Genomic DNA, 13,661 nt, shown 5'->3' with positions numbered 1-13,661 from the left:
TTAAACTGTGGCGACTAATGTTTGTTGCAATTGACGGTTGATAGCATTTAAATACGCTTTAGCACTTGCTTCTAATACATCTTGGGAAGCATTTCGTCCAATGGTGTCTCTGTCATCAAAACATAGTTTCACGACAGCTTCACCCAGAGCATCTCGCCCTTTTGACACCGATGTGACACGATAGTCAAGTACGCGAACGGTCCCAGAAACCACTTTTTCAAGTGTATTGAAAATCGCTTCTACAGAACCTGCTCCAGTATCAGAAACCGTTACAACTTCTCCAGTCGGGCTCGTTACACGTGCTGTTGCCGTCGGAATATTAGAAGTACCGTATTGCACTTGAACGCTTTCCAACACATAGACAGGTACATCTTCTGCTTGTACTTGTTGATCTGTTAAGAGTACAAATAAATCCTCTTCAGTTATTTCCTTTTTACGATCTGCAAGATCTTTGAATGCGACAAATGCTTTTGCATAATTTTCGTTCGTCAATTCAAAGCCCATTTGTTTTGCTCTGCTGATGAAAGCATGTCGGCCAGAATGTTTGCCAAGAACCAGTTCTGTAGATACTTCCCCAATCATTGCAGGCGTGATAATTTCGTATGTCTCTGGATTTTTCAGCATGCCATCTTGATGAATCCCAGATTCGTGCGCAAATGCATTTTTTCCAACAACCGCTTTATTCGGTTGGATAATTACACCTGTCAATTGACTCACCAGCTGACTCGTGCGTTTCGTTTCTTTTAATACAATTCCGGATTCCGTTTGATAATAGTCTCCGCGAATTTTTAGAGCCACAGCAATTTCTTCAAGTGCTGCATTTCCAGCGCGTTCTCCGATTCCGTTGATCGTCCCTTCGATTTGAGTTGCCCCGTTCTCGATGGCAGCCAGTGAATTCGCTACTGCAAGTCCCAAATCATCGTGACAATGGGCTGACAGTTTCACCTTTTCGATTCCTGGAACTGTTTCACGAAGGTAGTGGAACAATGCCCCGTATTCTGAAGGCGTGGCATAGCCAACTGTATCCGGTATATTAATCGTTGTTGCACCAGCTTTTATAACCTCGGTGATGATGCGTGCAAGAAATTCTTTATTCGAACGTGTGGCATCTTCTGCTGACCACTGTACGAGCGGGAAATATTTTTTCGCAAGCTTTACGGACTCGACTGCAATTTCAACTACTTGGTCCGGCGTTTTTTTCAACTTGTATTCCATATGGATTGGTGAAGTCGCGATAAACGTGTGTAGATGAGGTTGCTCGCCGTACTTCAACGCCTCAAAAGATGTCAAAATATCGGATTGAACTGCGCGTGCTAAACCTGTAACAGTAGAGTTTTTCACAGTTTGAGCAATTTGCTTCACTGCTTCAAAGTCCCCGTGGGATGAAGCAGGAAAACCTGCTTCAATGACTGCGACTCCAAACCGCTCCAATTGACGTGCTATCTCTACTTTTTCTGCCGTGTTTAGATTGATACCAGCAGATTGCTCCCCATCTCGTAATGTTGTGTCGAAAATATCAATTTTGCCCACTGGTCACCACTTCCTTCTTCGGTTGTTTAGCTGCTTGCACAAACGGCATCATTTCACGAAGCTTGGCACCTACCTCCTCGATCTGATGTGTAGTTTCACTTTCTTTGATTCGTGTATAATTCGGTCGATTTTGTTCATTTTCTTGAATCCACTCTTTTGCAAATTTCCCTTGCTGGATATCTGTCAAAATGTCTTTCATACGCTGTTTTGTATCTGCATCAACTACACGAGGCCCCGATACAAAATCTCCCCACTCAGCCGTGTCTGAGATCGAGTAGCGCATTCCTGTCATACCCCCTTCATACATTAGGTCTACAATTAGTTTTAACTCATGCATTGTTTCGAAATAAGCAAGTTCTGGCTGATACCCAGCTTCCACAAGTGTTTCAAATCCAGCTTTTACAAGTGCAGTTAGACCCCCACATAGTACGGCTTGTTCCCCGAAAAGGTCTGTTTCCGTTTCTTCTTTGAACGTCGTTTCAAGCACTCCTGCACGTGCACTCCCAATTCCTTTTGCATAGGCCAGTGCGAGTTCTGTCGCTTGCCCTGTAGCGTTTTGATGGACTGCGAACAGTGCTGGAACACCTGCTCCTGCTTCATAGGTTCTACGCACTAGGTGGCCTGGTCCTTTCGGTGCCACTAGGAACACATCTACCCCTTCAGGAGCTACAATTTGATCAAAGTGAACATTGAACCCATGTGCAAAAACTAGTGCTTTTCCTTCTTTTAGGTGCGGTTGAATTTCTGCCTCGTATACTGCTTTTTGTCGCTCATCTGGAAGGAGGACCATGATGACATCCGCTTGTTCAGCGGCTTGTGCAACTGTTGTGACTTGCAGACCATCTTCTTTTGCTTGATCAAAAGACTTTCCAGGACGAACACCCACCACTACTTGGAAGCCACTATCTTGAAGGTTGCGCGCATGTGCATGCCCTTGTGATCCGTATCCGATGATTGCCACTGTCTTTCCTTGTAATACCTGTTCGTTGATACTTTGGTTATAGTACATGTTTGTCATTTTCCATTCCTCCTAGTAGGTAAGTAATTTAATTGGTGTCTGTACTTTTTGGTGCTCACGAGTAAATGCCGTCACACCTGTTCGTGTTAATTCTTTAATTCCATAGGGCCTAACAAGTTCAACAAAAGCATCAATCTTATCAGGGCGTCCCGTCAGTTGATACGTTACGACTTGTTTTCCAGCATCGATTATCTGTGCTCGGAAAGGTTCAATTAGTGTTGCGAGCTCTAGTCGCTTGGTGGCACTTGCTTGGACTTTGATCAAGGCGAGCTCGCGTTCTACCAGCACTTGGTCCGTCAAATCCTGTACTTTTAAAACATCAATTTGTTTTTGCAGCTGTTTCAACAACTGCTCAAGTTTTTGTGCATCTTCAACATGGACAACAAACGTCATTTTCGAGATAGTTGGTTGTTCAGTATGGCCGACTGTCATACTTTCAATATTGAATTGGCGTTTCATCATCAAACCTGTCACACGGTTCAATACGCCGCTTTGATTCAGGACAGTGACAGTAATGATTCGTCTCAAAACGGCTTCACTCCAATCATTTCATGCAATGCTTTTCCAGGTGCTACCATTGGAGTCACCGGTTCTAGTTGCTCGATTCTACAATCAATTAATACGGGTTCATTCGAAAGCAAGAGTTCTGGAAGCAATCGCTCGGCTTCTTCTAACGTCTCAAGCTTTACACCTTGAATGTCATAGGCGTTTGCGAGCTTCACAAAGTCTGGCTGGACAGGCATCAAGCTCTGAGAAAACCTTTCTTCATAAAAGGACGTTTGCCACTGCCTTACCATTCCGAGACTTTGATTGTTTAAGATAAGGATTTTGACCGGCAATCTCTTTTCTTGAAGAAGCGACAACTCTTGTAAGGTCATTTGAAAACCCGCGTCTCCTACAACAGCAAGTACTTTCTCATCTGGAAATGCGAGCTGTGCACCGATTGCTGCTGGGAATCCAAAGCCCATCGTGCCGAGCCCTCCTGATGTGATCCATTTATGTGGTGCCGAAAAGCCATAATACTGAGCTGCCCACATCTGATGCTGCCCGACATCCGTTGCTACAATTGCTTCCCCACGTGTAACATTTCGTGCGATTTGCAAAATATGTTGCGCTTTTAATCCATCCTCTCTGTAGTGAAGTGGATAGTGCTGCTTACTGATTTGCTGTGCTTCTTGCCAATCAAAGCTTGTAGTCGGGTTGTACGTAAATTGCATCAATTCCGATAGAGCCGTTTTTGCATCCGCCACAATTGGGATGGACGTAGGTACATTCTTGCCGATTTCAGCGGGATCGATATCTACATGAACTACAGTTGCTTTCGGTGCAAACTCTGCTAGGTTGCCAGTCAAACGGTCATCAAATCGTGCACCGATATTGATGAGCAAGTCACATTCTTGTATCGCCATATTCGCTGTGTACGTGCCGTGCATCCCAGCCATTCCTAGAAACTGCGGATGGTCGGCATCCACTACACCCAAACCTAGTAAAGTTGAAACAACTGGCATTTTTGTTTGCTCGAGAAATTGCGCTACTTCTTGTGTTGCTTTTGAAGCGAGAATTCCTGCTCCGACCAACAACAAAGGTCGTTGCGCTTGATTGATCGCCTCAGCCACTTTTTGAATTTGTAAATAATTCGGTTCAGTCGTCGGTTGATATCCAGGTAGATGAATCGGTTCAACTTGCCAGTTGAGCTGCTGAGCCGCGTTCGCTGCCAGATTTTTAGGGATATCAATTAATACCGGTCCCTGTCGTCCTGTCGAAGCGATATGAAATGCTTCTCGTACAATTCGTGGGAGATCTTTTGCATCTTTTAATTGATAATTATGTTTGGTGATCGGTTGCGTTATGCCAATGATGTCTGCTTCTTGAAAAGCGTCTGTCCCGATTACCGTGCTGGCTACTTGTCCAGTAAAGATAACGAGAGGCAATGAATCCATCATTGCATCTGCAATCCCTGTTACTAGATTTGTTGCACCAGGACCCGATGTAGCAATGACTACCCCCGGTTTTCCAGTTACGCGTGCATATCCTTCTGCTGCGTGTATAGCACCTTGTTCATGACGCGCTAAAATATGAGGAATTGGGTTGCGATACAATGCGTCATAAATCGGCAGTACAGCTCCTCCTGGGTATCCGAAAATCATTTCAACCTGTTGTTCGTGTAGCAGTTCAATCAGCACGTCTGCACCTGAAAGTTGTTTGAGTTGCTGTTTATCCGCCTGCATGACCATTGGTATCACTCCTTTTTAGGTATAAAAAAAACCCTATGCAAATGAACAGAGATGTTCCTCGCATAGGGATGAATTTGACTTCATGGTACCACCCTACTTCACAGCTTTCGCTGCCTCGTGTGTCACTAGTTAACGGTGTGATCCGGAAGGACTTACTAGTCGATGACGTTCATCCTTCGCTCAGAGGGGATGTCGATACAAGGGGCTATACCGGTTTTCAGCACCACCGGCTCTCTGCAATAGTCCACACTTGATCTTTTACCTCTTCAACGCTTTATATTTTCATAACGCCACCTGTACTTGCAGAAGTTACAAGTTTGGAGTAGCGAGCTAAATAACCTTTTTTGATTTTTGGTTCAAATACTGGTAATTGTTGCTGGCGCTTTTCTAAAATTTTCTCATCTACATCATGGTGTATCGTGCGATTAGGTAGGTCGATCACAATCGTATCGCCATCCTCTACTAAAGCAATAGGACCTCCTTCTGCTGCTTCTGGAGAAATGTGTCCAATTGAGATTCCACGCGAAGCGCCTGAAAAGCGACCATCTGTAATTAAAGCAACCTTCGTTCCTAAACCACGACCTTGAATCGCCGAAGTAGGTGCAAGCATCTCTGGCATTCCTGGCCCACCCTTTGGTCCTTCATACCGAATCACAACAACATGCCCTTCTTGCACACGTCCATCGTCAATTGCTTGCTGTGCATCTTCTTGGGAATTAAAGACGATTGCCTTCCCTTCAAATGTTTGAATGGAGGGATCCACTGCCCCAACTTTAATTACTCCTCCATCCGGAGCTAGATTTCCGAATAGAACAGACAAGCCTCCTACAGGACTATAGGGATTGTCTTTTGGTCGAATAACGGCAGGATTTAAGATTTTTGCATCCTTTACGTTTTCAAATACAGATTTTCCTGTGATTGTTAACCGGTCTCCATGAATCCCACCTGGAATTTCACAAAGCTCTTTAATGATTGCTGATAATCCTCCTGCTAAGTGAACGTCGTGCATCGAATAATCGCTCGCTGGCATAATCTTTGCAAGATACGGAATTCGTTTTGCTACCTCGTTAATCTGTTCCATCTCGTATGGGATTTCTGCTTCATGCGCAATGGCAAGTGTATGCAGCACAGTATTTGTCGAACCACCCATTGCCATATCAAGTGCAAACGCATCATCAATTGCATCTTTTGTGACAAGGTCACGCGGTTTCACATCGTCTTCAATCATCCGTAAAAGGTGTCCAACGGCTTCTTTTATCAAACGATGACGTTCTTTTGATGTCGCTACGATTGTCGCATTGCCTGGGGGTGTCACACCTAAAATTTCCATTAAGGAATTCATCGAGTTTGCTGTGAACATCCCTGAACACGACCCACATGTTGGACAAGCATTTTGTTCAATATCGAGCAACTCTTGCTCTGACATCTTCCCTGACTTATACGCCCCTACCCCTTCAAAAACAGACGTCAATGAAAGAGGTTTACCGTCTGCAGATTCCCCAGCCTCCATAGGCCCTCCTGTTACAAATACTGAAGGAACGTTGGTACGCACAGCTGCCATCAGCATGCCTGGTGTAATTTTGTCGCAGTTTGGGATGTAAAATACTCCATCAAACCAGTGAGCATTGATAACGGTCTCTGCTGAATCAGCAATTAGCTCCCTGCTTGGAAGAGAATAGCGCATCCCAATGTGTCCCATCGCAATTCCGTCATCTACCCCAATTGTATTGAATTCAAAAGGTACGCCACCTGCTTCCCAAATCGCTTCTTTAACAATCTCAGCGAATTGGTTCAGGTGTTTATGTCCTGGAATAATATCAATGTATGAGTTACAAACTCCAATAAATGGTTTTTGAAGATCTTTCGTCTTCACACCAGTCGCATAAAGTAGACTACGGTGTGGCGCTCTGTCGATTCCTTTTTTTATCATGTCACTTCTCAACTGCATCACCATCTTTGTATGTAATATCCTGCAATATGAAATATATTGCAATTATCATACAATCCACAAATGCCAGTGTCAACGCCCTTTTCTAGAATTATCAGTTTTTTATGAAAGTTTTGAATTGGTGTAATCGCTTACAACTGTTGCATAGTGCGCGGTCCTATTTTTATTCTTTTTTTAAAAAAGTTTCTGCTAAACAAAGCCCTCGCACAATTTGTACACCATTTTGTTTGGCTATATACGCCGCTTGATGAAGTGTTGTGCCGGTTGTATAAATGTCGTCGACTAAATAAATTTCTTTAGGTGGGGGTTCCGTTGAAATCCAGCGAAATGGATTGGAAGATACAAGTCGTTCAGATAATGTCCGCTGGGATTGATTAGTTGCATCTACCTTCATTAGAAGATGTTGCGTTGATTTTTTGGGCAGAAATGCTTCGACGTGTGGGAAAGTTTTAGAGGGAGATGTAGCATGATAAATAGGAATCGGCGTATAGGGACCCCGAGTGAAATGATGACTAAAAACCCTGCTCAGAGCGTGATCTCCAAGACGCTTGTACTGATGAAAATAGTCTTTCATCCACTCATTGTATTCATAGAGACAGGTGACCGAGTCTAAACAATCTTCAAGTGGTGTACCTTGAAAGTAGGTACGACTGGGTGTACTTTCAATATAATTAAATTTCAAGTGGCAATCCTTGCAAGTTGGCGGCTGTTTTCCCGTAACAAGAGCATACCAACTGATTTCATGATAGGTGGTTCCACAAAGTAAACAGTTCATAGCGCATTCAACTTTTCAATTTCTTTTTTCGCTCTGTGCATTTCTTCCGTTACGCCTCTATGAAAGAATACGACATCTCCTGTTGGTGCATCAGCAGCTCGCCCTACTCTTCCAGCAATTTGAATCAATGCTTCTTTCGTAAAAATAGCTTGTTCAGCCCCCACAACGGCTACTTGTAAATTCCGAATCGTGATGCCTCTTTCCAGAATGGTCGTTGTGAGTAGTCCAGGTATCTTTCCATTACGTAATAGTTGTACATAGTTTTTTCTCATTGGATGTTCAGCGTGAACACGTTTTAAGTCTCCTGGAAATTCTTCTAGCATACGGACGCTTGGAAAAAATACAAGAAATGGACAATTCGACTCGATTTGTTTAGAAATCCAGTTTGCTAACTTTGGAGGGATTTTTTTGTTTTTTAAACTCTTTTCATAGGTGAGTAATTTCTCATAGCGTGGGACAGGTAGTGGATGTTGGTGAAATCGTCTCGGCAATACCGTTTCAGTATCAAAGAGAAGGTTTTTCGTTGGAGTGGCCGAAATCATATGGATTACACCGTCAGATTTCAATGATTTTTTTACTGCTTTCACAAGTGTCTGATCTGCTGAATAAGGGAAAGCATCCGCTTCATCGATAATCACAACATCGAAAGCTTCATGAAATCGATAAAGTTGATGTGTGGTAGCTAGTGTTATCGTTCCCAGGCCTAAAGGTTTTTCTGACCCTCCATACAAACTGTCGATTCGACAATTTGTAAATGCATCTTGAAATCGCGGTTCGAGCTCTAGAATGACATCTGTTCTTGGGCACGCAACTGCAATACGTTTGTTTAACGTGAGCAGATGCTGAATTGCTCCAAACATAATTTCCGTCTTTCCGGCTCCGCAGACGGCATTCACAAGATGACTTTTCCCTTGATTACAACTTACAATCCATTCGTCTACTGCTCGACGTTGGTCAGTTGAGTAGGACCCCTGCCAAGTAAACAAAGGTGTATCTTGGATAGAAGATAGTGTTCCCTTCCACTTTAGAAGTTGGGTACACTGGGCGACTTTGCCCATAGATAGACAATGACGACAATACGTACAATTTTTTGCGCAGTATAAACAATAGTGGATCGCAAACATTTTTGGATCAGTAGATTGACAACGCATACATTGAAAAATTGGGGATTTAAGCATAGAGAATCTAGAGGGGGTTATCGCTATTACACCTGGATAACTTACGATGAGGTCTTGTTCTACTAACTGTTGAATCTCGTTGTCCGGAAGATGAATCGTTTTTCGGTCTTGAATTTTCCCTTCGAAGTACGCTTGATAGTTCATGTAGCTCTCCTTTTTCCATCTTGGAGGCTTCTCTCACTCGTATCATAACAATCCTTCTGACTCACTTGCAAATTCTGTGAAAACATCAAAAACCGCACCCGCTTAAGTAGCGGATACGGTTTGGATTAATCACGAATAAAATAGACACTTGTCACTAACCAGTTCCCGTCCTCTTTAGCGAAGACAGTTACTTGTCGACCTGAACTAGAAGCTTTACCACCTGTCGAACTCTGAGCCAAGTTGATTCCGATGTTTGCGTAAACTTGTGCTTCTTGTTCTGTATAGTTGATGATGGTAACATCTTCTGCAATGCGCTCTGTGTCATATTGTTCGAATGTATCTTTCACGAATTGATGCTCTGTTTCATAGCTAAAACCTTTTGGTTCGCTCGAAATTACAGACATGTACGTATCAATATCTTCTTCATTGAATGCTTCAATATAAGTACTAAATGCCTCTAAGATTGCTGCTTGTTCTTCTTGCGGAACATTTGCTGCTTCTTCTATAGATTCGCCAGACATTTCAAATCCTACTTCAGTTTGTTGTCCTTCTGTCGATTCAGTATTCTCAGTGGCAGAATGTGTTTCAATTTGTCCTGCTCCTTGAGGCACTAAGTCGCCAGCTGAACTTGAATTGACTTCTTCATCCTGTGATGAACAAGCGGCTAAAAGTAGAAAACTTATGAGAGCGAGAAAACCAAATTTTACAAGTTTTTTCACGGGTTCATTCCTCCTGTGCTAGACGTATTTTGGCATAGTTTTGACTAGGAATCAAACAGAATCTCCTATTGTCAATAAACTGTCGCTTTTTGTTGGAACGTCTACACACTTTATACGACGTGATTCGTTTTGGAAGGTTCCTTCCCTCTCTCTCCTCATTTTTAAATAAACCCTATATAAATCTTGTTGAATTACACGTTTAGCTCCATTCCGGGGCTGCTTTTCGAGGGCGTGGCGATCTGGGTGGAGGGATTTCCAATTATAATCAGCTCAGAGTAACTTTATTTCACCTTTGAAACGCCACTAAAGGAACTGAGCGAGCGTTCATCGGACGAATAGAGAATTTATTCTACCCTACTCCCGATTTATTCTACCCAAATCGAAATTTATTCTACCGAAGTCATATTATGGAAACTAATTATCTCACAGCCCGAGTGTTTTCGTTCAAATACAAACAAAAAGCACCCCTTTAAAAGGGGTGCCTGGAAATTAGCGTACTTCTACCCAGCCGTTTTTAATTGCTGTAACAACCGCTTGTGTACGGTCATTAACATTCATTTTTTGGAGAATACTCGATACGTGGTTTTTCACCGTTTTCTCCGAAATAAATAAAGTCTCTCCAATTGTACGATTGCTCTGACCATCTGTGAGCAATTGCAATACTTCACATTCACGCTTCGTTAACAAGTGGAATGGGCGGCGAATGTCTGTTTGATGGAAATTCCCTTTATTCTCACGTTCACTTAAACGTTTAAACTCATTCACAAGGTTTTTGGTAACTTTCGGGTGTAAGTAATTCCCGCCCTTATCCACAACTTTAATCCCTTGAACGATAGCATTAGCGTCCATTTCTTTTAGCATATAGCCAGAAGCGCCCGTTTTCAAAGCCGTTGAAACAAATGATTCATCATCATGTATCGACAGCATGATCACCTTTGCCTCTGGGTAGTGACTGATCAATTCAGCTGTAGCTTCAATTCCGCTTTTATTCGGCATGTTGATATCCATTAAAATAATATCAGGGCGGTAGTTCTCGTATAGACGCACTGCATCTGTACCATCGTCCCCTTCTGCTACTACCTCAAACGTTTCTTCAAAATCTAAAATTCGCTTTACTCCTTCGCGGAATAATTGGTGATCATCTATAATTACAATTTTCGTCATATGAATATCCTCCTATACCAGCAATACATTTATCATTCTTATTCCTCATTCATTGCCTCATTAAACGTTCATGCGACTTCTTTTACAAAGTAAGCCAATACCACGTATAATAAGACGATCTTGTCGCATAAAATGTTCCTATTTCTAACTCCTGCACGAGTTAGAAGTTTTGTAGGTACGTGATATACACTTCTATCTTCTAGTTTTCAACTCCTAGTTCGGATGTGCACTTCTGTATCTCAAGTTACTCAAATTAAAAACCTGACAGAAACCATTATAGCACTAATTTCCCAATAACATATTAAAATTACGTTACAGAACGATTTCATTTCACTAAAGGAGTATGCAATGAATTCTAATTATTATACAATCAAAAAGTCGTCTTCCCATGAGATCGTCATTCAAAGATCTCGCTTTATTTGTCATTTAAAACGGACAGATTCTGAACAACAAGCGCAAGAATTTATCAATGAAATACGTACACAGCATAAATCTGCAAATCACAATTGTTTTGCTTACGTGATTGGCGAAAACAATGCAATTCAAAAGGCTGGAGATGATGGGGAACCTAGTGGCACAGCAGGCGTTCCTATGTTAGAAGTTCTAAAAAAACAAGACCTTCGAAATGTGACTGCTGTAGTTACTCGTTACTTTGGTGGAATTAAGTTAGGCGGCGGTGGATTGATTCGCGCCTATGGAAGTACTGTATCTGAAGGACTTAAACATACAGGAATTGTCCAACGTGTACGTCATCAGCTCTATAGTGTAGAAATTGATTACACCTTACTTGGCAAAGTTGAAAATGAATTGCGTCAAAATGTTTATAGACTGGATGAAATCAGGTATACAGATAAGGTAGAACTATTGGTTTATGTTAATAAAAAAGACACCCAAGTTTTTGAGGATTGGATGACTTCTTTGACAAGTGCTACATGTAAATTCCACCAACAAGCCATCCATTACCTGGAATTTGATAAACATGACACGGAATTATAAATGAAGATTTTAAAATCTTCAGGAGGCGTTTAAAAATGAATAGAACACAAACAAAAAAACGATCGAAAAAGCGCACGATTATTTATTCGTTTTAATCTTGTTCGGAACGGTGGCAATCTTATCTGCTACTTATGGCGTGTATTTGACAAAACGTGCCGAGGTTGCTGCAGAACGTAGTTTTGAAGCGCTAGCCGATCGCGCGAATGGCTCTGAATTAAGAGAAGAGGAAGTTGAACCTTTAACTGACAATGTATCCATTCTCTTTGTAGGAATTGATGACAGCGAAAAACGCAGTGAAGGACAAGATTCAAGTCGGTCTGATGCCTTAATGGTTGCAACACTGAATAATGAAGATAAGTCCATTAAACTTGTGAGTATTCCACGTGACTCTTATGTGTATATCCCAGAAGTCGGTTATGAAGATAAAATTACACACGCGCATGCATATGGAGACACACGAGCTTCAATTGAGACAGTCGAAGAGCTTTTGGATATTCCAATAGATTATTATGTAAAAATGAATTTCAATGCGTTTATTGATACTGTGGATGCCCTAGGCGGCGTCAATGTCGACGTTCCTTATGATCACTTGGAACTTGATGAAAATGATCAATACACAGTCGAATTAAAAGAAGGTCGCCAGCTACTGGATGGTCGAGAAGCTTTGGCACTAGCTCGAACACGTAAACTTGACAATGATATCGAACGTGGAAAACGACAACAAATGATTTTAGAAGCGATTATTCAAAAAGCTGCTTCTGCTTCCTCGTTTACACGTTACGGAGATGTCATCGATGCTGTCGGAAATAATATGAAGACCGATTTAACATTTGATGAGATGCGTTCATTTTTCGATTATTTGACGAAAGGACGCCCCCAAGTGGAAACACTTACCTTAGAAGTTTATGATGATATGACAACAGGCACATATTACTGGCAGCTAGATCAAGAAAGCTTAGAAGAAACATCCTCTATTCTTCAAACTCATTTAGATTTAAAACCGGGTTCATCTGAATTTGCACAAGATGCAACAACTAACTAAAGTCTAGCCTTCCCTCTGCGGAAGGCTTTTTTCATGGAGTGACAGCGAATTTTGAAAATGGTAGTCTAGAATGGGGAGGGATTGACATGGAAACATTGCTTTACGAACAAAAAGAACACGTGGCGGTTGTCACTTTGCATCGACCAGATGCGATGAACGCGTTTAATTATGATATGCTCTCAGAACTTGGTCAAGTGGTCGATGCTATTCGCATCAACCCAGATATTCGCTTAGTGATTTTTAGGGGAGCTGGCGGACGTGCGTTTAGTGTTGGGGCTGACCTCAAAGAACGAAAGACATTAACTACTGAACAAGTAAAACGAAATCTATACAAAATTGGTGAGGTTTTTACAACAATCGAAAACTTGCCCCAGCCTACAATTGCCATGATTGATGGGTTTGCATTTGGTGGCGGTATGGAGCTTGCTCTTGCTTGTGATTTCCGTATTGCCTCACAAAAAAGTGTAATGGGTCTTACAGAGACTAGCTTGGCCATCATTCCTGGGGCTGGAGGGACACAACGTCTACCTCGTTTGATTGGGGAATCCAAAGCTCTTGAATTGATTTTAACGGCTAGAAAATTGACTGCCGAAGAAGCACATTCTTATGGTTTACTTACGCAAGTCGCTCCAGATGACGCCCTTGTTGACCAGACAGAAGAATTTGCACTTTCGATACTCTCGAACGGTCCTGTCGCTTTAGTTCAAGCGAAATTTGCTGTAAAAAATGGTATGAATGCAGATTTGCAAACAGGCCTTCAAATTGAGAGAAAAGCTTATGAACTTACGATTCCTACAGAAGATCGTGTGGAAGCTTTGCTTGCCTTTGGTGAAAAGCGGAAGCCACAATTCAAAGGGAAATAAAATAAACTTAATGAAAAAGGAGTTTCTCGACTAAACTGAGAAACTCCTTT

Annotated in this window: 12 protein-coding genes and 1 other annotated feature; of the genes, 3 read left to right on the top strand and 9 right to left on the bottom strand. The window is 42.0% G+C overall.

From position 1 onward, the window contains the following. The 9 genes from JOD03_RS00415 to JOD03_RS00375 all read right to left on the bottom strand — a co-directional run bounded on the left by JOD03_RS00415 (position 1) and on the right by JOD03_RS00375 (position 10,710). Positions 1-1,530 carry a 2-isopropylmalate synthase gene (locus tag JOD03_RS00415; RefSeq protein ID WP_204588847.1) on the bottom strand — a complete coding sequence of 510 codons (1,530 nt, stop codon included), beginning with the start codon at positions 1,528-1,530 and terminating at the stop codon, positions 1-3. After that, entirely contained in the window at positions 1,517-2,548 is a 1,032-nt protein-coding gene (ilvC, locus tag JOD03_RS00410; protein WP_204588846.1) for a ketol-acid reductoisomerase, read from the bottom strand. Before ilvC ends, JOD03_RS00415 begins: the two co-directional genes overlap by 14 nt. 12 nt (positions 2,549-2,560) lie before the next feature. Then, the gene (gene ilvN / locus JOD03_RS00405; RefSeq protein ID WP_204588845.1) at positions 2,561-3,076 is read right to left on the bottom strand and encodes an acetolactate synthase small subunit; all 516 of its coding nucleotides are present in this window, start codon (positions 3,074-3,076) and stop codon (positions 2,561-2,563) included. Continuing rightward, complete coding sequence (gene ilvB / locus JOD03_RS00400; RefSeq protein ID WP_204588844.1) at positions 3,073-4,782, bottom strand: biosynthetic-type acetolactate synthase large subunit; 1,710 nt, start codon at positions 4,780-4,782, stop codon at positions 3,073-3,075. The genes ilvN and ilvB overlap by 4 nt, the downstream gene beginning before the upstream one ends. A gap of 61 nt (positions 4,783-4,843) precedes the next feature. After that, positions 4,844-5,061: a binding site (T-box leader), on the bottom strand. Continuing rightward, positions 5,057-6,724: a dihydroxy-acid dehydratase gene (gene ilvD, locus JOD03_RS00395; RefSeq protein ID WP_204588843.1), complete on the bottom strand. Its 1,668-nt coding sequence runs from the start codon at positions 6,722-6,724 to the stop codon at positions 5,057-5,059. (Overlaps the previous feature by 5 nt.) A 169-nt stretch (positions 6,725-6,893) precedes the next feature. Then, on the bottom strand, positions 6,894-7,412 hold the full coding sequence (locus JOD03_RS00390; protein WP_204588842.1) for a ComF family protein: 519 nt from the start codon (positions 7,410-7,412) through the stop codon (positions 6,894-6,896). 89 nt (positions 7,413-7,501) lie between these two features. Next, a complete protein-coding gene (locus JOD03_RS00385) occupies positions 7,502-8,827 on the bottom strand; it encodes an ATP-dependent helicase ComFA (protein ID WP_204588841.1) in 1,326 nt (441 codons plus the stop codon). A 125-nt stretch (positions 8,828-8,952) separates the two neighbouring features. Further along, positions 8,953-9,546: a nuclear transport factor 2 family protein gene (locus JOD03_RS00380; RefSeq protein ID WP_338032411.1), complete on the bottom strand. Its 594-nt coding sequence runs from the start codon at positions 9,544-9,546 to the stop codon at positions 8,953-8,955. Positions 9,547-10,035: 489 nt separating this feature from the next. Then, positions 10,036-10,710: a response regulator transcription factor gene (locus tag JOD03_RS00375; RefSeq protein ID WP_204588840.1), complete on the bottom strand. Its 675-nt coding sequence runs from the start codon at positions 10,708-10,710 to the stop codon at positions 10,036-10,038. 348 nt (positions 10,711-11,058) lie between these two features. On the opposite strand from JOD03_RS00375, the gene JOD03_RS00370 reads away from it, so the two are divergent. The 3 genes from JOD03_RS00370 (at position 11,059) to JOD03_RS00360 (ending at position 13,611) form a co-directional block, all read left to right on the top strand. Next, positions 11,059-11,706 carry a YigZ family protein gene (locus tag JOD03_RS00370; protein ID WP_204588839.1) on the top strand — a complete coding sequence of 216 codons (648 nt, stop codon included), beginning with the start codon at positions 11,059-11,061 and terminating at the stop codon, positions 11,704-11,706. Positions 11,707-11,815: 109 nt separating this feature from the next. Next, a complete protein-coding gene (locus JOD03_RS00365; protein ID WP_338032410.1) occupies positions 11,816-12,748 on the top strand; it encodes an LCP family protein in 933 nt (310 codons plus the stop codon). 86 nt (positions 12,749-12,834) lie between these two features. Then, positions 12,835-13,611: an enoyl-CoA hydratase-related protein gene (locus tag JOD03_RS00360; protein ID WP_204588838.1), complete on the top strand. Its 777-nt coding sequence runs from the start codon at positions 12,835-12,837 to the stop codon at positions 13,609-13,611. Positions 13,612-13,661: the final 50 nt, after the last annotated feature.

Origin of the sequence: Chryseomicrobium aureum (assembly GCF_016909155.1) — a bacterium.
GTDB lineage: Bacteria > Bacillota > Bacilli > Bacillales_A > Planococcaceae > Chryseomicrobium > Chryseomicrobium aureum.
Note: the sequence above shows the minus strand (reverse complement) of the source record. Positions and strands in the feature narration are given on the sequence as shown.